The 23,564-nt window shown below is 57.2% G+C and carries 33 protein-coding genes and 1 tRNA gene; 7 read left to right on the forward strand and 27 right to left on the reverse strand.

What is annotated here, in order from left to right:
• Positions 1-14: 14 nt before the first annotated feature.
• The 3 genes from P9292_RS16130 (at position 15) to P9292_RS16140 (ending at position 1,535) form a co-directional block, all read left to right on the forward strand.
• Positions 15-104: transfer RNA gene (locus tag P9292_RS16130), tRNA-Ser, on the forward strand.
• Between the two features lie 280 nt (positions 105-384).
• Positions 385-951, forward strand: a complete 567-nt coding sequence (locus P9292_RS16135) for a DUF4145 domain-containing protein (RefSeq protein ID WP_309959972.1) — start codon at positions 385-387, stop codon at positions 949-951.
• Complete coding sequence (locus tag P9292_RS16140; protein ID WP_309959973.1) at positions 948-1,535, forward strand: hypothetical protein; 588 nt, start codon at positions 948-950, stop codon at positions 1,533-1,535. The genes P9292_RS16135 and P9292_RS16140 overlap by 4 nt, the downstream gene beginning before the upstream one ends.
• Positions 1,536-1,565: 30 nt before the next feature.
• On the opposite strand, the gene P9292_RS16145 is transcribed toward P9292_RS16140, so the two are convergent.
• A complete protein-coding gene (locus P9292_RS16145; protein WP_309959975.1) occupies positions 1,566-2,390 on the reverse strand; it encodes a DUF4236 domain-containing protein in 825 nt (274 codons plus the stop codon).
• 13 nt (positions 2,391-2,403) lie between these two features.
• A complete protein-coding gene (locus P9292_RS16150) occupies positions 2,404-2,913 on the reverse strand; it encodes a hypothetical protein (protein ID WP_309959976.1) in 510 nt (169 codons plus the stop codon).
• Positions 2,914-3,022: 109 nt separating this feature from the next.
• On the opposite strand from P9292_RS16150, the gene P9292_RS16155 reads away from it, so the two are divergent.
• Positions 3,023-3,220 (forward strand): hypothetical protein, encoded by a 198-nt coding sequence (locus P9292_RS16155; RefSeq protein ID WP_309959978.1) that lies wholly within the window; start codon positions 3,023-3,025, stop codon positions 3,218-3,220.
• A 409-nt stretch (positions 3,221-3,629) separates the two neighbouring features.
• Here the strand turns inward: P9292_RS16155 and P9292_RS16160 are convergent, their stop codons facing one another.
• The 4 genes from P9292_RS16160 to P9292_RS16175 form a co-directional block, all read right to left on the reverse strand.
• Positions 3,630-3,794, reverse strand: a complete 165-nt coding sequence (locus tag P9292_RS16160) for a hypothetical protein (RefSeq protein ID WP_309959980.1) — start codon at positions 3,792-3,794, stop codon at positions 3,630-3,632.
• A 35-nt stretch (positions 3,795-3,829) separates the two neighbouring features.
• Positions 3,830-3,994 carry a hypothetical protein gene (locus P9292_RS16165; protein WP_309959982.1) on the reverse strand — a complete coding sequence of 55 codons (165 nt, stop codon included), beginning with the start codon at positions 3,992-3,994 and terminating at the stop codon, positions 3,830-3,832.
• A complete protein-coding gene (locus P9292_RS16170) occupies positions 3,991-4,218 on the reverse strand; it encodes a hypothetical protein (protein WP_309959984.1) in 228 nt (75 codons plus the stop codon). The genes P9292_RS16165 and P9292_RS16170 overlap by 4 nt, the downstream gene beginning before the upstream one ends.
• Positions 4,219-4,372: 154 nt before the next feature.
• Entirely contained in the window at positions 4,373-5,026 is a 654-nt protein-coding gene (locus P9292_RS16175; protein WP_309959986.1) for a hypothetical protein, read from the reverse strand.
• Positions 5,027-5,105: 79 nt separating this feature from the next.
• Between P9292_RS16175 and P9292_RS16180 the strand changes: the two genes are divergently transcribed.
• Entirely contained in the window at positions 5,106-5,288 is a 183-nt protein-coding gene (locus tag P9292_RS16180; protein WP_309959988.1) for a hypothetical protein, read from the forward strand.
• A 30-nt stretch (positions 5,289-5,318) separates the two neighbouring features.
• On the opposite strand, the gene P9292_RS16185 is transcribed toward P9292_RS16180, so the two are convergent.
• The 4 genes from P9292_RS16185 to P9292_RS16200 form a co-directional block, all read right to left on the reverse strand.
• Positions 5,319-5,558, reverse strand: coding sequence for a hypothetical protein (locus P9292_RS16185; RefSeq protein ID WP_309959990.1), 240 nt, complete (start codon positions 5,556-5,558; stop codon positions 5,319-5,321).
• A complete protein-coding gene (locus tag P9292_RS16190) occupies positions 5,558-7,420 on the reverse strand; it encodes a phage tail tape measure protein (RefSeq protein WP_309959992.1) in 1,863 nt (620 codons plus the stop codon). Before P9292_RS16190 ends, P9292_RS16185 begins: the two co-directional genes overlap by 1 nt.
• A gap of 209 nt (positions 7,421-7,629) precedes the next feature.
• Positions 7,630-7,944 carry a hypothetical protein gene (locus P9292_RS16195; protein ID WP_309959994.1) on the reverse strand — a complete coding sequence of 105 codons (315 nt, stop codon included), beginning with the start codon at positions 7,942-7,944 and terminating at the stop codon, positions 7,630-7,632.
• A gap of 12 nt (positions 7,945-7,956) precedes the next feature.
• Entirely contained in the window at positions 7,957-8,586 is a 630-nt protein-coding gene (locus tag P9292_RS16200) for a hypothetical protein (RefSeq protein WP_309959995.1), read from the reverse strand.
• A 224-nt stretch (positions 8,587-8,810) separates the two neighbouring features.
• Between P9292_RS16200 and P9292_RS16205 the strand changes: the two genes are divergently transcribed.
• Positions 8,811-9,059 carry a hypothetical protein gene (locus tag P9292_RS16205; RefSeq protein WP_309959997.1) on the forward strand — a complete coding sequence of 83 codons (249 nt, stop codon included), beginning with the start codon at positions 8,811-8,813 and terminating at the stop codon, positions 9,057-9,059.
• A 49-nt stretch (positions 9,060-9,108) separates the two neighbouring features.
• On the opposite strand, the gene P9292_RS16210 is transcribed toward P9292_RS16205, so the two are convergent.
• From P9292_RS16210 to P9292_RS16255, 10 genes are all read right to left on the reverse strand, one after another.
• The gene (locus P9292_RS16210; RefSeq protein WP_309959999.1) at positions 9,109-9,528 is read right to left on the reverse strand and encodes a hypothetical protein; all 420 of its coding nucleotides are present in this window, start codon (positions 9,526-9,528) and stop codon (positions 9,109-9,111) included.
• Entirely contained in the window at positions 9,525-9,764 is a 240-nt protein-coding gene (locus tag P9292_RS16215) for a hypothetical protein (RefSeq protein WP_309960001.1), read from the reverse strand. The genes P9292_RS16210 and P9292_RS16215 overlap by 4 nt, the downstream gene beginning before the upstream one ends.
• Positions 9,765-10,323: 559 nt before the next feature.
• Positions 10,324-10,878: a hypothetical protein gene (locus P9292_RS16220; RefSeq protein ID WP_309960003.1), complete on the reverse strand. Its 555-nt coding sequence runs from the start codon at positions 10,876-10,878 to the stop codon at positions 10,324-10,326.
• Between the two features lie 57 nt (positions 10,879-10,935).
• On the reverse strand, positions 10,936-11,739 hold the full coding sequence (locus P9292_RS16225; RefSeq protein ID WP_309960005.1) for a hypothetical protein: 804 nt from the start codon (positions 11,737-11,739) through the stop codon (positions 10,936-10,938).
• Positions 11,740-11,828: 89 nt separating this feature from the next.
• Complete coding sequence (locus P9292_RS16230; protein ID WP_309960007.1) at positions 11,829-12,206, reverse strand: hypothetical protein; 378 nt, start codon at positions 12,204-12,206, stop codon at positions 11,829-11,831.
• A gap of 144 nt (positions 12,207-12,350) precedes the next feature.
• Positions 12,351-12,590 carry an XRE family transcriptional regulator gene (locus P9292_RS16235; protein ID WP_309960010.1) on the reverse strand — a complete coding sequence of 80 codons (240 nt, stop codon included), beginning with the start codon at positions 12,588-12,590 and terminating at the stop codon, positions 12,351-12,353.
• A gap of 288 nt (positions 12,591-12,878) precedes the next feature.
• On the reverse strand, positions 12,879-13,199 hold the full coding sequence (locus tag P9292_RS16240; protein ID WP_309960012.1) for a helix-turn-helix domain-containing protein: 321 nt from the start codon (positions 13,197-13,199) through the stop codon (positions 12,879-12,881).
• Positions 13,200-13,202: 3 nt separating this feature from the next.
• Positions 13,203-13,412, reverse strand: coding sequence for an AlpA family transcriptional regulator (locus P9292_RS16245; RefSeq protein WP_309960014.1), 210 nt, complete (start codon positions 13,410-13,412; stop codon positions 13,203-13,205).
• A 142-nt stretch (positions 13,413-13,554) separates the two neighbouring features.
• Entirely contained in the window at positions 13,555-14,550 is a 996-nt protein-coding gene (locus P9292_RS16250; protein ID WP_309960016.1) for a hypothetical protein, read from the reverse strand.
• Positions 14,547-15,887, reverse strand: coding sequence for a phage integrase central domain-containing protein (locus P9292_RS16255; protein ID WP_309960018.1), 1,341 nt, complete (start codon positions 15,885-15,887; stop codon positions 14,547-14,549). The genes P9292_RS16250 and P9292_RS16255 overlap by 4 nt, the downstream gene beginning before the upstream one ends.
• A 283-nt stretch (positions 15,888-16,170) precedes the next feature.
• On the opposite strand from P9292_RS16255, the gene P9292_RS16260 reads away from it, so the two are divergent.
• Complete coding sequence (locus P9292_RS16260) at positions 16,171-17,421, forward strand: phage integrase central domain-containing protein (RefSeq protein WP_309960020.1); 1,251 nt, start codon at positions 16,171-16,173, stop codon at positions 17,419-17,421.
• On the opposite strand, the gene P9292_RS16265 is transcribed toward P9292_RS16260, so the two are convergent.
• The 7 genes from P9292_RS16265 to P9292_RS16295 all read right to left on the reverse strand — a co-directional run bounded on the left by P9292_RS16265 (position 17,390) and on the right by P9292_RS16295 (position 23,399).
• Entirely contained in the window at positions 17,390-17,620 is a 231-nt protein-coding gene (locus tag P9292_RS16265) for an AlpA family phage regulatory protein (protein ID WP_309842461.1), read from the reverse strand. The two genes, P9292_RS16260 and P9292_RS16265, sit on opposite strands and share 32 nt — an antisense overlap.
• A 502-nt stretch (positions 17,621-18,122) precedes the next feature.
• Positions 18,123-18,644 (reverse strand): hypothetical protein, encoded by a 522-nt coding sequence (locus P9292_RS16270; RefSeq protein ID WP_309842462.1) that lies wholly within the window; start codon positions 18,642-18,644, stop codon positions 18,123-18,125.
• Between the two features lie 43 nt (positions 18,645-18,687).
• A complete protein-coding gene (locus tag P9292_RS16275; protein WP_309960022.1) occupies positions 18,688-20,010 on the reverse strand; it encodes a hypothetical protein in 1,323 nt (440 codons plus the stop codon).
• 239 nt (positions 20,011-20,249) lie between these two features.
• Positions 20,250-21,026, reverse strand: a complete 777-nt coding sequence (locus tag P9292_RS16280) for a hypothetical protein (protein WP_309842465.1) — start codon at positions 21,024-21,026, stop codon at positions 20,250-20,252.
• Between the two features lie 169 nt (positions 21,027-21,195).
• Positions 21,196-21,354, reverse strand: a complete 159-nt coding sequence (locus tag P9292_RS16285) for a hypothetical protein (RefSeq protein ID WP_309849920.1) — start codon at positions 21,352-21,354, stop codon at positions 21,196-21,198.
• A 101-nt stretch (positions 21,355-21,455) separates the two neighbouring features.
• Positions 21,456-22,301, reverse strand: a complete 846-nt coding sequence (locus tag P9292_RS16290; protein ID WP_309960024.1) for a hypothetical protein — start codon at positions 22,299-22,301, stop codon at positions 21,456-21,458.
• 336 nt (positions 22,302-22,637) lie between these two features.
• Positions 22,638-23,399, reverse strand: coding sequence for a S24 family peptidase (locus tag P9292_RS16295; RefSeq protein WP_309960026.1), 762 nt, complete (start codon positions 23,397-23,399; stop codon positions 22,638-22,640).
• Positions 23,400-23,564 lie beyond the last annotated feature (165 nt).

Below are 23,564 nucleotides of genomic sequence, written 5' to 3' on the forward strand. Positions count from 1 at the left end.
AATCGCGGTCTTCCGGAGAGATGGATGAGCGGTTTAAGTCGCACGCCTGGAAAGCGTGTATAGGGTAAAACCTATCGGGGGTTCGAATCCCCCTCTCTCCGCCAGAGCGATATGCCAGACGGGCCTTTCAAGGCCCGTTTTTGTTTTTCCCAACATCATGCCCAACGAAGTAGAGAGTGCTGTTTCGATCGGGAGAAAATAGTGAGCGGGCGAGTGAATTGGCAGTGCCCATATTGCGGTAGTCACGCGACTCTTGGAGATGCGGACCAGTCCCGTCGAGAGCACAAGGTGGTGATACCGAACTCCACCGGCCCCTTTCTCATATATACACTCGCTCAGGTTTGTCCCAACCCAGCGTGCAATAAGCCTGAACTGTACGCCGCCATGTGGTCGCTGAAAAGAATCAGCGATCATCATGGAAACGTCGACTTTAACGTTTCCGGTGAAGCTCCCTTAGCTGAATGGAACTTGCTCCCAAGAGGGACGGCGAAGCCTTTTCCTGAGTACATCCCCCAAGCCCTGCGTGCAGACTATGAAGAGGCGTGTCTTATCGCAAATCTGAGTCCAAAAGCGTCAGCAACACTATGCCGCCGCTGTCTACAGGGGATGATTCGCGACTTCTGGAAGACAAACACGAAGAGCAACCGGCTTTGGGACGAGATCAAAGCGATCAAAGATCGTTTAGACGAGGACACGTGGCGAGCAATTGTTGCAGTGAAGGATCTCGGCAACATTGGTGCGCACATGGAGGGCGACGTAAATGTGATCGTCGACGTCGAGCCTGATGAAGCGCGACTTCTGATTGGACTAATCGAGTCGTTGTTTGATGACTGGTACATTCAACGCGAGCAACGTCGTAAGCGCAATGCCGACTTGATCGCCGCCGCAGAGGCTAAGCGTACGTCGGAGCCCGCTGCCAAATCGAGCACTGGGGAAGGATCGCAACAATGAGTGCCTCCCAAGCGCTCCAACTCCTGATTACTTTGGTCGTCGCGGGAGGAGGCGCCTGGGCCGGCGCGTACCTTCGTGAAAAGGGCAAAGGACTGGCTACTAAGGAAGACGTTGGGAAGATCACTGGTATCGTTGAGCAAGTGAAAGTCGAGATTTCACGACAAGATTGGGCTCATCGAGAATGGACTAACCTAAGGCGCATCAAGCTAGAGGAGTTACTGGCTGCAGCACAAGACCGTTCAGCGTATATGTTTGCGGTTGAGAAATCGGCGCCGACCGGCAAGGTGATCGATCAAGATGATCCTATCTTTCGCCTAGACAACCTTGTTGCGCTGTACTTCCCAGAATTGCAGGGTGCGGTGTCAGGACTGACGGCCGTTGCGAATAGTCGGATCTTGCTTGCCCTTAAGATCACGTCTGAAATTGCTAAAGCAGGAAGCAACACCAGCCTTCATGCCCAGCATCTAACGACGTTCAATTTAGGCGTGATGTCGCAGTCCGGCCCATACCTAGAGGCTGAGAAGCGACTCCGAGAGGAAGCGCGCTCTCTACTCATTGACATCATGCCGGGCGCTAGACCGTAGGCCAATTCGAGCACCGTGCGCGCTCAATGACTATTGCAACGCCGTTTTGTCTCGCGGCGTCAATTCCAGTTGGACCAGTTGGTCAATCTCATTGTCCGCTGCTTCGAGTGCCGCGTTGGAAACTCGTCTCGCTCTAACGTAACTCCACCACTGCAATCCTCCGAACAACGCAGCACTGGCAGCGACAGCGAGAAACGGCAACCACCAGATCGATAAAACGACCAAAGCGAACGTGATGCCGATGTACTTCTCGCTGTTCGGGCGCGGGGGAATCGCGGAAATCTGATTCTTTAGGTGAAGAACCGCAGATCGAAGACCATCAACGCTTCCTGCAACCGATTGAAAATGCTCCTCGACGGCATAAAGCGCGCGCATTGCTTTCTCTTTCTCGATCAGTGAGATGGAACCGATGTCTGAAAGGAGCCGGCAGGCAGTCGAGATGATGTCCATTTCCTTCGAGATGGCTTCAAACGTTGGCGCATGCTCTGGCAGTTCGGCCGCAGCCTCGAAGTCATCACGGGAAACGCACACTCCCCAAGAGAAGAAATAGTCTTGCGTGGCTTTCAATAGCCGTCCGCCGAGCATCATCAAGAACTCGGCGTTAGCTTGGTCGCGCTTGCTCGGCATCGACGCTGATTCGATCAACTGAGATGGCAGGCGAGGCGAGCGGACCGGCCGTGAGGAGCTTGATGTCGATGTGTACTTGATCCCAGTCCCGGGAATACTCGCAGTAACACGGCCACGTGTGGTGTACGTGAGTCCTCGTCCACCGAGAGAAGCGCTCATGCCGCTTTTGCTGAAGTTGAGTTTGATGCCAGGGGCGATCTTGACTGACTTCCGAAAGCTGAGTCCCATGATTCACTCCAAGTTAGCTGGCTTTGCGCCCGAAGACCGTCAGGCGATCATTGAAGGCATCGCTCATAACCGCCTGAATCACGGAGCCGTCCGTCACGGGCACCGTTTCGGTTCGCATCACCCGACCGGAGTATATGAGCTTGCTTTTGACGAACTTGCAAGGCGCAGCGCACGAGAGGACATTCGAAATGTCGCCGTCGACGTATTTGATTGAACGGACGCCTTTGACGTCGCCAAGGTATCGCACCATAAGCAGCGCGGATGTTGCGCGTCCCGCTTTGATGTCGTCGTCGCTCAGAGCTTGCTGATAGCCGTACTCGCCGTCTTCGGTCATCGCGTAGAAGTGGTCAGGCTGTGCAGGCGCAGGACTCGTTTCCGGCTCAGCGGCCACGACGGCCGGCGTGGGGGCTGGCTGTTGAGCCGCTGCGGCGGATGCTTCGGTAGACCGATCGCTACAAGCGGAAAGAGTAAGCGTCGACGCTGCGACAATAATGGAAACGGCGGCTCGGAAAGGTGTTTTCATTTTTAGTCTCAAGAAGAAGGCTCGTCTGCATATCGGCCTGTGCAGCGTTTTCTTTAAGCTTGGGCGCCCTGGGTCTAAAGATCGCAGTGGCGTAGTCGTAAACGCTTGCATGAATACCTACGAAGCCAAAGCCCTCCATGAGGCCGTCGACGCTGCCGCCGACGCGATCGTCACCGCGATGACCGGGTTTAATGATCCGCTGAGCCGCGCGTGCAGCGACATGCACAGCCACTACATGCACAATTTGTTGCTTGATTACGATCCGGAGATTGATCTCCAAGAGTTCTGGGATTTGGCAATGTCTTGACGCTGCCAGTTTGTTGGCGAGGTTGTTGGGTACGATTTAATCAACAACGGGCGACGTAATATCGGAGCGGCACTCGGGCGGAAGAGAGATCCGCATTTCGATTCCGCTGGCGCGGACAGACCTAATACTGTTCGAGATCTTGCAGTGACAAACTCAGAAGCTCCGCTGCATCGGCGTGTAGCTGAGCGAGCCCCGCGTCCATCTCGAAACCTGACGGAGTGCTGCGGGTGTCCGCAGCGTCTCGGAGAATGTTTATCGCGAGCCGAAGGGCGGCAGAAAGGGTGAGAGTGTCCATAATGGCTCGAAAAGCAGCCCCGGCATGATGCACAAGTCTGTGCGTCATTTGCGCCGGGTGTTCGCGCTGCTCGAGCAGGCTAGCACGCCGAAAGCGTGCAAACATTATCGACGGTCATTCGATAAGCCCGTAGGTCTCGCCAAGTCGTTCAATCCACACTGGACCGCCTTCCTGCAATTGCTCAAGTTCTTCGTCCGTCACCTCGATCTCAGCAGCCTCGCCGAGCTCGTGCTTATCGCCTTCCACCTCGTAAAATTGCTGCACTTTTACCTTCTGCATGATGTCTCCCGATGGTTTGAGTTGCGCTCATAAAGCTATTTGATTTTTTGCGCTTTGTCGATCTCGTCAAGCGGCGACTTACCCGATCTGTCAGGCGCTAGAGGGTTGTCGTTCGCCGGCATGGGCTGAGTGCGGCCATTGAACAGCGCGCGCTTCAGGTCGTCCAGATTGATGCCGCGCAGGGCGTCAAGATTGATCATGTGCGTACCTTCCTCAGGAAGTCGTGAGCGTCACGAAGCAGCGCGCTCACGCGGCGCCGATCCTCTTTCGCCTGCTCAGTGGTCGCGCCGTGCGTAAGGGCGTTCTGTGCTGATCTGATCTTGCCTGCGGCTGTCTGCGGTCCGGTCGATCGCTCCCAAGGCTTCCAGCGCCTGATCGCTTCCGCTTGCTTCGCGCGGCGCGCTTCTGTCCATCCGTTAGCCATTCGATTCTCCAAAAGTTCGTTTTATTCGAAGTCTGTTGCCCTTGTGTAAGTCATCGAGCAATGGCACGCGGCTCGTCACCGTGATGTGTGCAAAGTTTGCGGCGGCGCGCACTAGCCGCTTTCCCTATTACACCGGCTGTTACATCCCCCTAATTCATGTCGAGCGTGACGTCACTTCCGGATGCGCGCCGTTATTCACCTGCTGATGCCCGGCCGCGTTGTTCTGCTGTTTGATGAAGGCGACCGGGCGAGGGTTTTTGATCTCGGCTACGGCCTCGAGCGTGGATCGGCACTGAGACTGCGCGCGCAATGCCTGGCGCAGGAAGATGTCGAGCAAGGCCGGCTTGTCGATGTTTTTTGCCGCCTTGGTTGCCAGCGCATTGAAAAGTGCCTCCAGCGTGTGAGCCTGTGAAACGAGCATCGAAACGACACCGCCCATGTCATTGCGCTGGGCACGCTCGGTCTGCCGCTGGATCTCGCGTGCGTGCTCGGTGAGATCGACTCGGCCGAACGGTTCCAATGGGAATTTGGAGCGAACGAGCGTCGCGCCCATCTCGGCGCTGACCGATGCTCGAGCGATGACAGCCTCTTCCGAGAGTTCGCCATGGCCGTCCAGCGTCAATTCACGGTTACCACGCTTCGAAACCGCGCTTTCGGTGGTAACCGAGTTGGTAACCATCTCTTCCGAGGGGGTGTCCTCAATTTTGAGGGGGCCCGTTTCGCCTGAAACCTTGCCCGTAACCTTCGCGGAACGGCCGGTTTCAGTGGCAACCTGCGTGGCAACCTGATCCGACAAGTCGCGTTTCAAAAGCGGCTTTTCTGTGGCTACCAAAGTGGCTACCAGACCGCCGTCTTGCCCGCGTTTCGGGCGCGAGCAAGGAAAAACCGTGGATACCAGACTGGATACCGCGGGCGTGGCTACCGTTGCCGGATCGGCGTTTTCCGTGGAAACACCGCTGGAAACAACCGGGGTGGAAACGCCCGGCTGGCGGGCGGGTTCCGTGCGTACCGGCGTGCGTACCGATGTCCTGCGTACCGGCTTCGAAGGGCCTGTTTGGGTGCGAACCTGAGTGCGAACCGCTGGGGTGCGAACCGGCTTCTCAGCCTTTGCCATGACCGCCTCCCAGCTTCCCGTTGCGCCGCATGATCCGCTCAAGCTCGGAATCGGGCAAAGCCTCAAGGCGCGCAATAGCCTCCCGGCGCGCCTCACCTGGCATCGGCTGCTCGCCGAGCTGGTCCAGAAGGTCAGAGAAACGCACGTCCTGCTGCCGAAGGGCTTCACCCATGACCTTGTAGCCAGCAGCGAGGACGTCGATCTGTTGGTCGAGAATGTCTTTCATTAGCGCATACCCATCGGTCGCAGGGTCATGGACCCGTCAAAGTTGCCCGGCATGGCTTGCGGTCGCGTCGCTTCCCGGCCCATGTGACCGGCGACGATTTTCGCGAGCTTTTGACCGTCCACATTGAGATCGCCGTGCAGATTGATGTCGCCGCTTCCGGTGTGCTGAATGTATTTGCTGCGCCCGGCGGGGTTGGGTGTTGTCTCCGGCGGCGTAGTGGGATTGTTCGCCAGTGGCGTGATCGTGCCGAGGTGCAGGAAGCCCGCCACCGTGTTCCATGCCCCGATCAGCTTGTTGATGAACGCGGTCACTCCGTTCGAGATGTAATCCCATGCGGCATGTAGCTTCGGCCCGTATTCGTCCCAGTTCTTCCAAATGAGGAAGGCTGCCGTCGCGATGCCGGTGATGGCCAGGCCGATCGGAGTCAGCAGCATCGCCCGGCCGGCGATGGCCATTGCTGTGCCCAAAGCCGTTACCGCCGGTGCTGCAAGCAATACCGCGCCGCTGATCAACGCCAAGCCACCGGCGACGACCAGGCCGCCCGCTGCTATCGCCGCCGCATACACCGCGATGCGCGTCGCTGCCGGATTGTCGCGCGTCCAGTCTGCAATCTTGCCGAGCACGCCATTGAACTTTGTCATTCCATCGTTGACCTTCGGCAGGATCGCTGTGCCGAGGTTGGTCATGATGTTCGTCCAGTTCGACGCCGCAATGTCTTTCTGCCCCGCAAAGGTCTTGCTCTGCTCGTCGAGAGCCTGGTTGATCCCGAGGTGCTTGTTGATAGCCGTCGGCGAGCGCGCGACCGTCGCGGCGTTTTTCTGCAAGTTGGTGAAGAAGGCCCCGCCTGTGCTGCCGAAGAGCAGACCGTTCCAGACGTTCTTTTGGTTCTGGGTGGTGACGCCCATCCTTGCGTACATCGGTTCGAGGACCGTACGTTCCCATTCCGGAGTGTCCGTCTGCATCAGCATCGTGCTCGTGAGCGGATTGCCCTTCATCGATTTGATGCCGCCCATCGAGTTCCAGACGATTTTCGACTTATCCCAGAGCCCGTTATCGACAAGCGCGTGCGCGACCTGATTCGGCAGTCGGATGATGCCGTTCAAGCGGTTGAACGCGGTCCGCAGCGAGACGCCCGCATTGGCGCCCTTCATCTCGCCAATAATCGGTTCGAGCTTCATCAGCGCTTCGTCACTCAAGCTCTGCGCCGCGACCCCACCACGGGCGTAGAACTGTCGGATGTCGGTGTATTTGACGTTACCGCCGCTCGAGCCGACCATCTTGTAGATGGCGTCCGCCCGACGATTAAACGTCGCCGCATCCTTCAACCCACCGCTCATTTCGATCGCGCGCAGCAGTTCCTTGTCGTCAGCTTCGGACATCGCGTGACCAGACATCTTTGCGACCACACTCAGGCGGGCAAGGGTAGGCGCGGCGAGTTTCGCGCCGTCCAGCGCTGCCATGCCGGACAATCCCGCCTCGCGGAACACACCCTGCGCCTCGGTCATCTTGTTCATGTTCTCGACATAGGTCGAGCCCACAACATTCATGTTTTTCGCAAAGCGTACGGCCTCGGCGTTTTGCGCGGACGTCAGACCAAGCAGCCCGAAATTGGCCTTCGCCGTCTCGAACTCTTTCGCCGCTTCAAGGGCAGGCTTGAACATCGAGGCGATCGCGATCCCTGCGCCGACCGCAATACCGCCGCCTACCATCAGCTTTAGGCTACGCCCGATGCTGCTCGCCTTGTCTCCGAAACGCTTAGCAGCCGCGTCTGCAGCCGCAAAGTCTTTCGACAGAGCGAACAAGCCCGCGCTGGCGTGATTCACCAGCGCGATGCGTATGCCGATTTTGTATGCTTCAAACATCTGTTCCTCCGTAAACGATCAACGGCCCACATGGGCCGCATCGAATCGCTGCATGACGATGACACCGAGGGCGGATGCCCCCGGTCCACCGGCCGATCGCGACGGAAGGTAAAGCAGGAGCTCCGTCCATCGGCTGTCGGGGTTGATTGGGTGCGGCACTCGCCGACTTATCCGCGTGAACTCGTGGCTCACTACACCCCCGATGTGATTTAGTCGCGCGGCGGCAAGCGCCAGGCGTTGGACATGCGATGCGCGAGCAGGTCAGGACCGCTCAGGCCGCTTTCGTCGGCAGCATAGGTTTGAGCTTGGCCGCGCGACCCGGATGAACCCATCCCGTCGTAGATCCTTTCGAGCCATTGCTCCCTGTCCACTGCTTCGACCGGAGCAGGCGTGGCGTCCGTAGTTCTCCATGCGTTTTCCATGCGTTCGATCTGCTGCTGGCGCAGATCGGTAACGCCCTCGTTCGGGACGAACTCCCACGGACCAGTCAAGGTCGCGCTGTCAGTGACAACGATTCGATTCATGTTGGTCTCCGGTTACAGCTGCCAGCCAGCGTCGGCGAGCGATTGATTGATCTCCGCGATCAGCGGCGCGGTCGATGCGTCCATGCGCTCAGCCCAGAAGGAGCTTGAGTCCCGATCAGTCATTGCAGCGGAATTGATGATGTCCATCGTTTCTTCTCGGCGATTGCGCCGAAAGCGCCTGGCCACGGCGTCGGACGCTGCGACACGAACAGCTAAGTTGCGAAGTTCTGCTTTCGCGTTTTCAAAACGCTTGATGTCCTCGTCGAGCCGCGTTGCGACGATGTCCCCGGCCGCCTCACGTGCCATGTCGCGCGCCTGCTCAATGCCCGCGTCGACCGCCTCTAGCGTCTCTTCGAGCTGCGCCGCTGCGGCTTCGTTGGCGGTCTTGTTGTCGCCGGCAGCCGCGATGCGCTTCTCTGCCGCCGCAATCTGCTTGTCGAGATCAGCGGTATCGGGCTTCTTGCCTTCGATGACCGCTTTGCCGAGGGCTTTCTTGCGCTCCTGCCGCAGGGCGCTAAGAGCTTGCTGCTCGCCGGCGATGCTGTCGAGCGCCGCGCTTACTTCAGCCTGTTTCCGCTGGATCTCGTCACGCTGGGCCAGCAGTTTGTTGAGCGTGGCGACGCTCTTCTTCAAATCATCCATCAGTTCTTTGCTCCGTTAGAGGTTAGGTGTCCTACAGACACTGTATATGCATACAGACGTACGATCAATCCATTAGTTCGTTTTATGTTGGGTTTTTTGTTGGGTTGATCAGACACTGTTGCCGATTGATAGCCATGGGAGACAAAGTAGCGCGGAAACGATCTCCGCTTTCGCCATTGGGTTCAGCGATTGCTCGACGGAAATGAGAAAAGCAGGAGGGCGCCATGTACAAGGCCGGCGGCTATTTCTTCGAGTGTTTCCTTGAGCCTGTGAACGACCACGGCTGGAGGTGCACGGTTCGATTTTCGCGGATTAAAGACTACGGACCGGATGCGACTACCGCGACGATTGTGTGTCCCGCAGTGATGGCGACGGGCGCCGCAGCCGAATATGCGGCGGTTTTGTGGGCGCGCCGATACGTACAGCTGCATGGCGACGAGATCGAACTGGCTCTGACTCGGAAGACAGGCTAAAAAAAGCCCGCATGAAGCGGGCGTGAGCTTGCAGCAATGCAGGGCCGGACTACAGAGCCGTTTCCACGAAACGTTCAATCAGTTCGCCGATCGTCGTTCTCTGTTCCGCTGCGGCGATCTTCAGCCGTATATGCAAATCTCTCCGAATGTTGGCAGTGAGCCTGACGTCGCCATCCGGCGTGCTTCTGCTCGCCGGCACAGTCGTGGGCGCGGGCGTCTCAATTCTGACAATCGACTCGAGGATTTGTACCGCACGCTCACGGTGTTTCTTCGACCCCGCTTTGACCGTCTCATTTCGAAACGCGGCGATCACGCGCTCGGCCATGCCAGGCGTTATGCTCATCTTTCCATGTCGCCGCTCCCACCCCGAGACGAGCGGGTAGGGGATGCCGAAATGCCGCGCCTCGATACTGGTCAGCGCCGCGATGTTCTTCCCGTACTTACGATCAAGGTACTGTTCAAGGTTCATCTCTTTCTCCCTGTAGCTGCAGCGGCGCGGGCCTTGTCGAGACGCTCGCCGAAGTGCGCAAAGTCGGAGCGAAGAGCATAGGCCGGCTGTCGCTCAACGCACTCAATCACAATGTCGAGTTCCGCCTCGCTCCAACCATCCAGCCGCGACAGCTCGTCGACGATCTCGAAAAGGCCACATCTCAGCCGGTCGGCGTCCCGCCTTCTCAAGACTGGAGGCATCTCAAACTGATCCATACGAACTCCATCCTGTGTTTATCTAGCACATTAAAATCCGCGCGCCGCCAGCAAGTGCTTAGCAACTGCTAAAGGCGGACCGCCTCAGATCGGAGTGGGTCTCCTCAAAATTGAGGGAGCCTCGCGCGCTGACAGTGGTCGATTCGACAACGGTTGTCGTTTTGGCAACCACCTAGCCAGCACCGCTACTATGGTCGAGCAGCGCGAACACCCGGCGGGGGGTATGCGCAAAATTGGCGAGACCCCGCCGGGGCTGCTTCACATGCGCGCCAGCATCGTCCAGACGCATATCTAACGCTTTGCTAACGCCCCGAGCGTTACCGGGCTCCCGTCGAAAAGTTCTCTGCCTGTCGTCAGGCTGACCGCGTTCAATCGGAGCCTCCCACAGCGTTCCTGCTGCCTCTAAATAGCTCCTTGGTATGGCAAAGGATAAAAGGAGTACAGATTCTGTACAGGGAAACGCACCTTTGAAAAGCGCCTGAAATATCCGCGCGAGCCTTTTGCAACGGACGTTCCACGCAATTTTCACTGAGTACAGATTCTGTATTGGAAGGAGTGCTCAGTGTACAGATTCTGTATTGGAAAAATCGCCTTCCAATACAGATTCTGTATTGGACCGATACATTTTCTGTACTGGGGATTTTTTTTTCGTCTTTTGCTTTTTCCGGCCTTGCTCCTGTAGTTTCTCCAACCCTTCAATGAGTGCGCGCTCTGCTTCTCGAACTGACTCAAATCGGCGATAGTCGTGCGTCGCCTTGACTGACTGAACCTTAACCTTAGGCTGTTCGAACACCTCGAGATCGGTGAAGCGATAGAGCGACGGCACGCGAGTACCTTGGCGCAAACCGCCCTCGACGGTCACAGCGATGAAGCCTATCGCTCTAAGCTCATAGATCGCCTTGGCGAGGGTCGTGGGAGACGTCCAGCCTTTGTGCTTCATTTCCGACAACGCGGCGCTCAGGTTGCCGTTATTCGTGGCTGTGACGGCAGACCGGAGATCCAAGAAAAGAGCTTTGCCGGAGAAGCTCAAGACGCGCCACGCCGGAGTGCCGAGCAGCGAAACGTAAATCCTCACGTGGCGTCCGTTTGGATCGGAAGGCTTTTTAATCGCCATGATCGCCCCCTCCTGGCTGTTTTATCGTGCAAGCACGATAAATTCGATCAAGGGTGTTCATTCTCGACCTCCGGACAGAAGCTGAGCCATACGAGCAATCTGTTCGCGCTCCGACCGCTCGGCTACCTTCGCGACCGCTAAAGCGTTTTCAGGCAGCAGATATTCGATCTCAAGTCTGAGAATGTCCCTCAGTGTGCGCGCGGGCATCGCCTCCGCCTCGACGGTCGATGCGACCTGCAACGATCGCTTGTCGCCGGACTTCCGTGGCTTGGTCGGAAGGTCGTACTGCTCAATCTGCTCCTCGTTGATCGCGATGCGCTCAAACTTCATGTCGATCGACGGCTTTAGATGTGTCCGAAGCTCTCGCTCAAGCGCAACGTCAATCAGCACGCCGGCAGGGTCGTAATCGCCGATATACAGCACGACAAGCGGCCGGTCATCATCAAGTGCATTGTGTTCGCTTGCTGCCGAGTGCACAAAACTCACGCTCGAGAACCCGCCGCACGGATAGAGAGGAACCGCGAGTTCCGAACAATCCCGTTGGATGACTGATGCGATAGAGCGAGACTCAGCCCAGACTTCGCACCGGTATTCGGCGTCCTGCCACAGGTCTGCCCGATAGAGCCCCTTCATGCGGCTGAGGAAGTCGCTCGCGTCAGCGAACGTACGCGTGGTGTAACCGCGTCTGCTCATGTCCGCAATCCAGTGATATGGCACAAGGCCCGATCGGCGAAGCTTCACGCAGCGGTCCTGCACATGCCGATAGCCTCGATCGTCCTTCGTGACCGGCTCGGCGAGTCGCGGGTCGGTCATCCGATAGAAAACATGCCGAACCGATTGGGGATGATCGACACGTAACACGTCGATGATCTGCTGGTCGAGCGTGTCGAGCCGCGCACGCGTTCTGCGTTCGCGTTTTATCGTGCTAGCACCATAAACTTTCGTGGAGGTCATTCGGCCTCCTTTTCGGACTGCTTATCGCCCTGAACCTGCCGAGACTCGTCGGCGACATCTGCATCTAGGTTTTGCCCAAGCAGCAGCCGCGCGGCTCGCTCCTTCATGGAGTACAGGACGGCGTACATTTCGGCCACAGACGACCTTGGCAAGGTTTCCGTTTCGGGCGGGTTATGCGTGGAGACCGTGATTTCATCTTCGGTCATGTCTTCGAGCTGCCAAATGTGGACTGAGCCATCGAACATCTTAACAATCACGTCGTAGCCGAGCTCAGGCGTTTCTTTGATGTCGAAAAATATCCAATCGCCGTAAAAGTGCCGTGGCCACATATCGTTTCGCGTGATTCGGCGGGCGTAGGTTGTGGTTTCAGTCATGGCCCACCTCGCGCTGGACGATACCGGCAACGGCGAGGAGAGCTTCGCCAGCAATGTCGAGCGCTGCTTCAGCGGTAGGCGCCATCGCGGCCCGGCGAATAGCGTCGCGGGCGATGAACTCGACGATGGCAGGACTTACGTGCCTTACGGTTTGTCCAGTTCGATTGTCGCGCCTACCGCGCGCATCCGATCCAGAACGCGATTGAGCGTCTTCTCGTCCAGCTCCAGCCGAGCCATCGCGAAGAACAGCATGTGCATCCCCATGTCTCGCCGATTGGCCGAGTCGGCAGCCATGTACTTGCGCCACTGAGATCCCGAGGAGACTCCGAACAGCTCCGCCATCTCGGTGCTGCTTTTGCCGAGAAGACCCTTCAGGTTCTTCATGTCGTCCGGAGACGGGGGCGAGTACGTTGTCATTGATATTGCGCGCGCAGGGCAGCGCACGAAGAAATGTCTTCATGGTGGGCGTCCTTTCGGAGATTCGGGTCGCGCGAAGTGCGAAACCCATACCTCTTAAGGTAGCCCCTTTGGGTGCGTTCGTCAATACTGATTGACGACCTTGCAGCACGCATATCGGCTTTTTTGTTGGGAGGCTTGATGGTTGTGTCGAAGAAAAGCTTTGAAATGTCGCACGGGCAAGGCGGAACGCGGAACAATTGTCCGCATAACGCATCATGATTGCCTCCACTTGCCAGGCTGAAGGGTGTAGCGCCCGACACGATGCAGGCGGCCGCCGTCAGTCGGCTCGAACACCCAGGTAAGTACGATGTTGAAACCACCTTGGTGACGCAGCTCATGGATGCGTGCGGCAGGCATCATCGCGTCTATGGGAGCCTTGCGGGCTGCGATCGTCGACACCGGGCCTTTTCGAAGGGCCGCCATCAAACGGGCACGTTGTGCAGCCGCCGAGTTGCCAGTAGTATTCACCTTCGTCCTGATGCTTTCCGCCGCCTTCCTGTTTTGTGCAAGGGCGGCGTTTTTTTTGGTCGTCATCTCTTAGATCCCCGCGCGATAGTCAGCCGGAGCCGCGAGGAAGGCGTCGATGTCGCCAGCGCGCCAGCCGACCGAGTTCGGGCCGAGCTTGACGGGAGCGGGGAAGGTCTTGTCTTTGATCCGGCGGTAGAGGGTCGAGCAGGAAAGACCGGTGGCGGCCTGAACCTGCTTGCGACGCAGGATGGTGAGGGCGGTTTGAATTGCGGGGGACATGCTTGACTCCTAGTGAACGCTCCCGGAAACGCCCGGGAGCACGGAGTCAAGACTAAGGAACGAGGTTTAAGTCGGAAACACGTGTGCCGCGCACGCTATATGGTCCACGATGCAGAACGTATAGTCTGCCTAGCAAGCTCAACTACCACTTGATACCAAGTTCTCGGCCGCGCTCCCGAACGTAGGTGTAGACGGTGCTATACGCGATTTCGACTTTCTGTTCACTGTTCATCCACAGCGTTATCTCTTCAGCATGTTTCGCTGCCGATTTCTCTCTGATTCCCCGACGGTCCAGCTCGTCGAAGACCATTTTTTTCTTCTTCCGATTTCGCTCGTGACTCTTCTCGTTCATCTTCAAGAGCGTTTTTTTCTTCTTATGCTCTTCGGCGCTTAACGCGTCTTCAACTGCTTGGTGGGCCTTTTTGATCATTTGTTCACGAAGCCACGCCAATGACGTTGCCGATTCTGCGAAAGACACGGCTTGCATCGCTTCGATAGAACGTGCAATTGCCTCTTGCAGATCGAAGCTCAGTGGAGGCGGCAAGCCACTTTGTCTGCCGGCCGCCGCGATGTAGCGCTCGGTTGCTAGGTGGAGTGCCATCGCTAGCTTGTCATGTTCGCGTTCTGACGCGTCGTGAAAGCGCTCCAGCGCCTCAATGGTCAGTCCCACCTCTTTTAGCGCAAGCGCGGCCAAGAACTCCGCATCCGTTCCGTCCGGGAATTGGTCGGAACTCATATCTTCTGAGTCCATGCACTGCATTAGTATCTCGACTTCTGAAGCATTTCCTCGGTGAAGCAAGTCCAAGTTGTCAATCATGTATTGCTTAAAATCACCGATTAATACGGTGCCGTAGCGGTCGGACGGGTCGTCATATTCGATGGCAGTTTCGAAGAACTCCAAAGCGTAGCTGTCGCCCCGCTGCGCATGGTTCCGTAAACGCGTTACTTCCTCTTCGAACGTTACGTCCAAGTAATCTTGAACCCAGTCCGCTACGATGACTTGGGCGGCAAGCACTTGTTCGGAATCTCGATCCCGCAGCAGGCGCCTTGCTCGCTTGGCAATTTCTGGAAGTATGCGAATGTCTCGTCCATCAACAGTACCTTTCAGCGGGTCGAACGTCGCGAGGGTTAGCCTCATGCGGACCTCTGAATCGGGATCACGACGCCTTCGCTATACGGCTTGCTCAGGAACTCCGCCCATGCATCCATCATGTGCCGGCGCTTATCGAAAAGGTCACCGCGACGATAGGACTTCTCGACGGCATCGCCGATCGTGTGAGCGAGGGCCATCTCGGCGACATGGTTCGGGTACGCGGTGAGGTCCGCAACCCAGTCGCGGAACGTCGAGCGGAAACCGTGAGGCACGACGGCATCACCGTTCTTTGGATCGAACCATACGGGCTTCGGCGCTTCGTGGCCCGGTTTGATCTTGGCCACGCCGTTCATCCTCTTGATGACCGCGAGCAGCGTCATGTCGGACAGCAGCTTCAGCGTGGGCGAGGGGAACACAAGGTCGCAGTCATCGAATCGGGGCATAGCGTTCAGCAGCTCGATCGCCGCTGGCGACAGCGGTACGCGATGCTCTTTCTTCGCCTTCATGCGGCCTTCCGGAATGGTCCAGACGCGGTCCTTCAGGTTGATCTCTGTCCACGTGGCGCCGCGTGCCTCTCCGGAGCGCGTTGCCGTCAGGATCGCGAACTCCAGGCACCGTGCAGCTGATCCGCTCATATCCTTGAGGGCAATCATGAACTCAGCAGCGCGCTCGAACGGTAGGGCAGGCTGGTTCCGGCCGCCTTTGGTTTCACTGGGCGCGGACAAGCGGTGTTTCAAGTTGCCGCGCCACTCCGCAGGGTTGTCGCCTTCTCTGAAGCCGCTGGCCTTGGCCCAGTCAAGCACGTTGGCTATCCGGCCGCGCAGGCGTGAAGCAGTCTCCGTCTTCGTTGTCCAGATGGGTTCGAGCACTTGAAACACATGCTCTTTGTGGATGTGACGCACGAGCATCTTGCCAATGACCGGATATGCGTACTCGGCAAGTGTGTTCTTCCATTGATCTCGATGCTTCGCGTTCTTCCAGCCAGCGGCCTTGGCGTTCATGTAACGCTTCGCGGCCTCTTCGAAGGTGACCTCGACTGCCTGTGCAGCGCGTAGCCTGCTTGCTGCTTCTTTGCGGGCCAACACAGGATCAATGCCAGAGACAATCTCGTCCTTCTTGGCTTGGGCCTTTTCGTGAGCGTCCTTCAATGAGACGGCAGGATAGGCGCCGAGGCCAATATCGCGCCGCTTCCCGCCAACCATCGCGCGCAAGATCCATGACCTTGAGCCGGTCGGAGATACGTTTAAGGCAAGTCCTGCAACCTTCCCGACGGAATAGAACCCGGGTTCAGTGAGTCTCGACACGGCGAGCGCACCTAGTTCTTTCGCTATTTTTGGCATTTTCGTCCGTCCAACATTCCGTTCCAACATCCATCCCAACATAGGGTATAGGAACGGATGCTAACGGACGAGAACGCTTGAGGCAACGATTTTCGTAAATGGTATTAAAATCAGTGTGTTACTGATACCACATAGGAATAGATGAGAACGCAAATTCGGGGACCCTCTCTCCGCCACAGAGTTCTCCCATGCTATCCCGACATATCCCGCCAGTCTCTCTCAGAGCCGCCCCAGCGCTGGTTTTGGGGGTGTCAACGTTCTTGTCGCGTCCCGTCTCTACCCACATAATCCAACCATCGAACGTGGGTAGGATTGTGGGTAAGAAATGGCGACCAACCGACAGCTACACAAACTCAACGCACTGAAGGTTTCGAAGGAGTCGACGCCGGGCTATTACGCTGACGGCGGCGGCCTCTATCTACAGATCTCGAAGAGCGGATCGCGCTCCTGGATCTTCCGATTTTCGTTGGCGAAGCGTTCGCGCGAGATGGGCCTCGGCGCGCTTGCGACCGTTTCGCTTGCCGAAGCCCGCGGGCTTGCCAGCGAGTGCCGGAAGATGCTTGCTGAAGGGCGAGATCCGATCGAAGTGCGGAACGCCCATCGCGAGCGGGCCGCGCTCGAGGAAACCGATAGCCTGACGTTCAAGAAAGCCGCGACTGATTACATCGAGAACAATCGCGCGAGCTGGAAGAACGCGAAGCACGCGCAGCAGTGGACCAATACCCTTCAGACCTACGCGTTTCCCATCATCGGAAAAATCGATGTGCGCCACGTCGACACGTCGATGGTCGTGCGCGTGCTCCAGCCGATCTGGGCTGAAAAGACGGAAACGGCGAGCCGCGTGCGCGGTCGCATCGAATGCGTGCTCGACTACGCGAAGGCGATCGGCAAGCGCGCGGGCGAAAACCCTGCGCGCTGGCGCGGCCACCTCGACAAGGTCTTTCCGGCCGAGGGCAAGGTGCACAAGATCCGGCATCATCCGGCGCTGCCGTACGCCGAGCTGCCCGCGTTCATGCGCGAGCTGCGCCAGCGCGAAGGCGTCTCCGCGCGCGTGCTGGAACTCACGATCTTGACGTGCGCGCGCACGACGGAAGCGCTCGATCTGCAACCGGAGGAACTGCAGCTGCGTAACCGGCTATGGATCGTGCCGCCGGCGCGGATGAAGGCCAAGCGCGAGCACCGCGTGCCGATGTGCGATCGCGCGATCGAATTGGTGCAGGCGGCGCTCGATCAGCCGCGCGAGGGCAAATACCTGTTCCCGGGAGAGAAGAAGGGGCGGCCGCTGTCCAACATGGCGATGCTCAATTTGCTCGAGCGCATGGGTTATCCGGACATCACTGTCCACGGCTTTCGTTCGACATTTCGGGATTGGGTGGCCGACTGCACCGAGTATCCGGATTCGATCGCGGACATGGCGCTGGCGCACGTGGTGGCAGACAAGACGGACGCAGCTTACCGCCGCGGAGACATGCTCGAGCGGCGGCGCCGGTTGATGGACGAGTGGGCGAAGTTCTGCAACGGCGAGACGGCTGCCGTACTGCCGTTCACGGGAGCGAAGGCTCAGTCTGCTGCATAGCTTCGGTCTGTGGCTGCTCACCGCGCGCAGCCGCGACGCGCGCGGCGAGCCATGCGTCGATCTCGGTGTCGACCCAGGCTGTGCGATGACCGGTCAGCACGAACGGCTTCGGAAATTCGCCGCGCTCGATCATTCGGTAGATCGTCGACTTCCCCAGATTCACCTTCTCGGCGACTTGTTTGATTCCGAGTGCGTTCATTACTTGACTCCCAAAAGATACTCGCGGTTTCGCCGCATGAATTCTTCGATTTGCTGCTGCATTCCAGTTTTTGAAGTCTCACGTGCTCATGCCAGGCAAGCGCTCCTCGGTCAGCACCGATGCCGATCTGGCGCGTCTGCGAGTGAAGTCGTTTTAGATGGTGGAATAACCGCAATGCGCCTCGACGACCGCTTCGGCGTTTATGTCGACAGGTCTCGAAGATTTTGAGCTTTGCTTTTGTTGGTGTCCGCACTCTCCGCTTGCCGGTTTACCTTCTCACGAGCTCGCCTAAGAGGCGCCGCATATTAAACTGTGAGATCTGCCTATTGCGGCGGTCGACCTGGCAATGCTGTTTAGGCTGCAATCAAAAAGTTAAATGGTTTGTCGCCAACGCTCCCGTCTGTATAAGTTTTCATCGCCCTGTCAGGATCGCTGGTGGCCAAGACCAGCTCAGTCGAATGAGCTAAGGTAAGAAAACTGCGTTGCATATTTACGATAAGAGCTATCTGTCCAATAGAGATAAGCTGCGGCGTCGCACCACAGCAACTTCCCCAGTTGGAATATGGATTCCTCGCAAAGACACGATCGCCCCCTGATACGTATTCAAGGCTGTCCGATACTCCCAATCTGGTCCATTTACGAGATCTAGCAATTCCCAACCAACGGGTTGACCAATGCCAATGCAAGCGTTCTTATTGCCTGCTCCCTCTCCGCCCCCTGTAGACAGCATCATATGCATTGGATAAAACCCAGCGAAAAATCCCAAAGATTGCCCAGGAGGAACAGCTTTCATGCTCTCGGCTGACGGCACTAACCGATCACTACCGTTCACAAGCGCTGTCTTTCCAGAGATCGTCTTACACTGTTCCTCGGTGATAATCTGAACTTTTACTGCGCACTCGAGAACGGCGTCCCAGCACATTTTAGAACTTAGCAGCCGATAATCCGCGCTACTTGGATTTCGAGCCACCGAACGGGCGTAGTTTGCGGCGTATTGATCGCGCGGGTCAGGCGCTGTTTCCATATCTTGCTCCTTAGTGATGATTCGAATGCTGTTTTGTAAGAGACTATTCGGCCTTAACGATTTCATTCAAGTCGTTCAGGGCATACCTGACGTTGGGGGCGATATTGTTCTCACCGACGTAGCAGCACTTGGTCCGATAGCGTTTGCATACTTCATCCCAGTAAGTCATACGTATCTCGCCGAACCTTCCGGCGCATGCCTGTCCGCGGAGGCCGACCGTAGCTGTTCCGTGGTCGCCGACCTTTGCGAAGCCGTAGTTGCCTGCCGTAGCCCTCGAATGACTTCCTCCAACCGCAATTCCGTGAGCGCCGGCGGTGACATAACTTCGATCACCTGCGTTCGCTTCGCCGTGATCTCCGACTATGGCGCGAGCGTCATTACCAACCTCGGCCTTCCCATGGTCCGCGGCAATTGCGATTCCAAATACTCTAGCTACTGAGTGTCCGTGATGGCCAGACATTGCCATGCCGCCGTCTCCTGCATTTGCATAGCCGAAAGCACCGGCACGTGCGAAAGCCCGAGCGCCTGCCAATGACTTGCCTTCGTCGCCAGACCACGCCAAGCCGTTGTATCCCGCGACGGCGGTACCTTTGTTTCCAACTATTGCGTGCGCATCGTCGCTCACGTATGAGTTACCATTCTCGCCAGACACAGCAACCCCATGGTTACCCGCGCGCACGCCGCTATCCTTTCCAGCAACAGCGATTCCATTGTCGCCAGCGACAGCAGATCCGAAGTCGCCTGCGCGAGCCATGCCGTTTTGACCCGCTTGCGCGATCCCGCGGCGACCAGCGATTGCATTACTTGCGTCTCCAGAGGTCGCGGAGCCACGGTATCCAGCGATCGCAGTACCCCGCTGGCCAACGGTTGAGGCTCCGATATCGCCTGCGATAGCTACCCCTTCAGATCCGGCAGTTACCTCTCCGAGGTCGCAGACGAACCCATATCCGCCATCGCCCACCTTCACGCGAGCACCCATCATCGGGCTTTTATCCGCCTTCGGTTCGTGAGTAAGGAGATATGAAACTGCGTCGTGTTTGGTCCCTATAAACCGAACCTTTGCGCGCGGAAACTTGCACATACCAGGCAGCGTTACAATTGAAGCCGACTCAACCTCCACTACCAACCATTTAGCGGCTTTTGATAGTAGGTATGCCGGGATGTCACGCGGGCGTTTCTCTAACTTAACGTCAGGAATGCTGCCATGTCCGTAAAGCCAGCCGTGCAACCCTTTTCCGCAAGTGGGACGGGGATCCCAATCGGGCGCTTCAGCGACGCCATTAACATTTGGCCACTTGAAGCCGTAGCTGGACGACATGTCCTCTGCGCAAGCCCGCAGAACGAGGGATGTTTCAATGGATGCCATAGAGTAAATATCTTTGAAAGTTTCAGGGGTTAGGAAATCAGTGTAAAAAGCGCTTTCACTTATGTCGTTTGCGTCATTACCCGTAATGCCTTATAGCAGTAGCCGCAGCCCGACAGTTGTTTCGTTTTTATTCCCGATGAGTACCCGGTGCGGTGTAGTTGTTTCTTAGTCTGCTTCGACAAAATAATCGGCTCTTGGAGGCCTTATCGAAAGCTGGCGCATCGTGTTCCTTAGCCTTATCAAGTTGCGTGACGAAAGGAGCCTGCTCGCGACCCCGTGACAGACGGCAATTCAAATCTGATGGACCAGACCCAGGGATTGATGGTCCAGCCGAGACCACGCTGCTGGTTTTCGCTGTCCCACAGCTTCGCGTATGCGAGCTGTGGCGTCTCTTCCGGCTTCCAAGACCCAGGCCTTCCGAAGATGCCTGCACCTTCGCCTGGGCCTAGCATGTAGCGCTTGCTGCCGTCCGAGCGCCAAGGCACGATGCCTTCTGCGATTGCATCTTCGTCGCTTATCTCCTGCACACGCTCAACACGCACACTGGTGATTTCGAGCGTGATGCGCGACGCCCAACGCGGCATACAGGTAGATGACTGCCACCGGCAGACGAGCTCGTCGTCCATGTTGATGAACTCAGGCGGCGAGCCGCCATCAGCAGCATAGTGGCAATACTTTGGGTTTTTAAAGTCCTCAGGGCATTCGAGATACGCCTCCCAGTTTTCAGAATCGAACAAGGGGCCTTGCCACGTCTCGCGCACCCACAGGCGGTCACCAGGCTGGCCGTAGGGGCACATGAGGGTGTCGGCTGTGCGCGTATGCCAAATTGCCCCTTGTTCGGGGATAGCCTGACCGTCCTTCGTGCAGCCACCATTCCGGCCGCCGATGGTTGTCGGCTCCCACTGTCCGAGCGAGTTGGCATGCGGCAACTTCACGACGCGCCGCGTCTGCGTCTTGCGTCCGTCAAGAATGGCGCGCACCATCGGCGCGCTGAATGCGAGCGGGCGTTCTTTCATCGTTCTCACTAGATCACCAGGCGTCATTATTCGTTAAGGGGCGCATCGACCAATTCAACATGCCTGCGGAGCTCATGGAGCGAGCATCGAAGTCTGTCGACAGATATCCGTGGACGCTGTGCGGCGGACGTAGCAGCATCCAAAGCCTCCTTCCAACAGCGAACTGTATTCACCCCCCCTGAGCGATATGAGCCGGGGTTTGGCTTGCCAAAAAGTGAATTTCGGCCCGAGCCTCGCACTCCAGGGCCTCGCGCTTCGCTTTCAGGGCTTCAGCTTTTGCTGCCTTTTTTGCAGCGCGTTGTTCACTTAACATTGCTTTACGCGGCATGATCGCATCCTCGGCTTCCTAATAAGTACAACTACATGGCGAAGAGGCCAACGCGACGTAAAACGAATAAAGCGGCGGCCCTACCAAATCGTGATGTGTGATTACACCTTGATGAAGCGGTGATTATCGTCGAGGGTGTATAGCGTGTTCGGCTCCAAATCCTCCTCGCCGATGTAACCGATCTTCATTCGGTATCGCATCTCATAGAAGTCCCAGTACCAGATGCTGATCTGTCCTTTCTCGCCAGCGCTTGCCTTTCCGCTGAATCCCACCATAGCCGTCCCATGATTGCCGGCTCGTGCAGTTCCGCCATCACCCGCAATGGCTGTCCCGCGAACACCTGCGGTGGATTCGCCACGAAAGCCCGTTGTCGCCGTTCCGCCATATCCCACAGTTGCAACTCCTCGATATCCCGCCATGGCTGTGCCGCAGTTTCCTGCTATAGCGCAGCCCAAAGCGCCAACAAATACAGCACGGTGATCGCCGACCGCGCGATGGGCGCCGATCAAAGGAAGATCACGGGCGCATGGATCATTAGCAAGCAGATAGTCGGCAGCGCCTTTGCTCGTGCCGACGAAAACGACTTTGCCGCGTGGAAACTTGCAGAAGCCATCCAACTCGATAATGTCGTCCGTATCCACCTCGATGACGAGCCAATTTGCTGTCGGTTCGATGTAGCCGCCGATCGCATGATCTCCATGGCCATGAAGCCATCCGTGCAAACCTGCGCCGCACCGATGCGTTGGTTGCCAATCGGGCGCTTCAGCTACTTCGCCTGCACGCGGCCATTTGAAGCCATGCCCAGATGACATGTCCTCTCGGCAAGCGCGCAGAACCAAGGATTTGCGCTTGCGGTGCTCCTGCGGCGGGATCGGTCTGAATGCAAATCCGACGCGGGCGTTGGGTCGCTTCAAAAGTTGCGGCGCAGGGAAGAGTGTTTCGATCATTGCTTGCTCCGATTAGTACAACGTAATTCGAAGTTTTGGTGCGTCCGAGAAGACTTCAAGGCTCGATCCCAAGAGTGCTCCAGCCGCCGCTGCCACGCGGAGATGCTAGACGAACTTGCATGCAGGCGCGTGCGTGCCAGTGCTGTATAAGCGTTATGCGTACAAAGAAAAGCTGAACCGACCAGAGAATACCCCAAAGGGAATGATCAGTGCAATACCCTAGGGTAAATTTTGGTTTGTGTACGGGCGTTTGCATCGCGCGGCAACGAGCGGGCGCGGGATCTGAGGGCGTGCGGCGAGAATAAAGGGGAGCAATGCTCCGCTTTTGGCGCTTTCTTAGTAGCGGACCACTTTTGACTTCACGACGCCACAGATTGTGGCGTTGTTATGCACTTCGATAATCCGCGTTGGCCAGTCAGGATTAAGTGCTCTGAGGTATTGCTTGCCGCCCTCAAGCACAAGCTGCTTAAAGGTTGCCTCCGATTCATCATCAAGGCGTACAACAACCAATGACCCGGAGTGGGCGCAGCATTGCGGCTCAACAAGGATCAGATCGTTTTCGTTGAAGGAGGGCTCGCCTGTGGGGTTGAACATGCTTAACCCTTTGACACGGAGGAAATAAGCATTCTTGGAGGTGGCGATCGGCGAGAGCAACCAATCTTCCGCGTCGCCAACAGCTAAATCATCCACAAACGACTCCCAAGCACCAGCCTGGACCCAAGAGATCAATGGCACCTTGCCCCGGATGTCTGGACCCGCCTCAACGTTACGCTCGACGAGCTTACTATCTTTCGCAAACGTTTGGCTACCCCACTCCAGCCTTGCCGTTTCACGTCGATCATCTTTCGAAGCGGCACCGGTGAGACCGGGCAGTCGCTCCAAATCAAACGTGCCTCGCTTCCAACCAAACGCTTCTTCTATCTGGTCGACCATCGCCTCACCAATGCGTTTTCGGCCTTTTCGGTCCTCTGGCCACAGCATTCTCGTAACGTAGGAATCAGATTTTCCGAGTTTCTTCGCGAGTCCAGTTGCAGTGCCACCGCAAAAACGGTCGCGAATCTCGATAAGGCGGAGTCGCCTTCGCTCAAATTTGTTCATTGGATCATTTCAGCCTAATGTTACTCTCAGGTAAAGTCCCCTTAGGTATTGACGAGATTCTTACCCAAGGGTATGGTTTCGGTCATGGAAGCCCTGCGCGCATATCTCAACTCTAAGTCTCCCCAGGAGCAGGCGGAGTTCGCTCGACGCTGCAACACAACCATT

Origin of the sequence: Caballeronia sp. LZ001 (assembly GCF_031450875.1) — a bacterium.
In the GTDB taxonomy this organism is placed as follows: Bacteria; Pseudomonadota; Gammaproteobacteria; order Burkholderiales; family Burkholderiaceae; genus Caballeronia.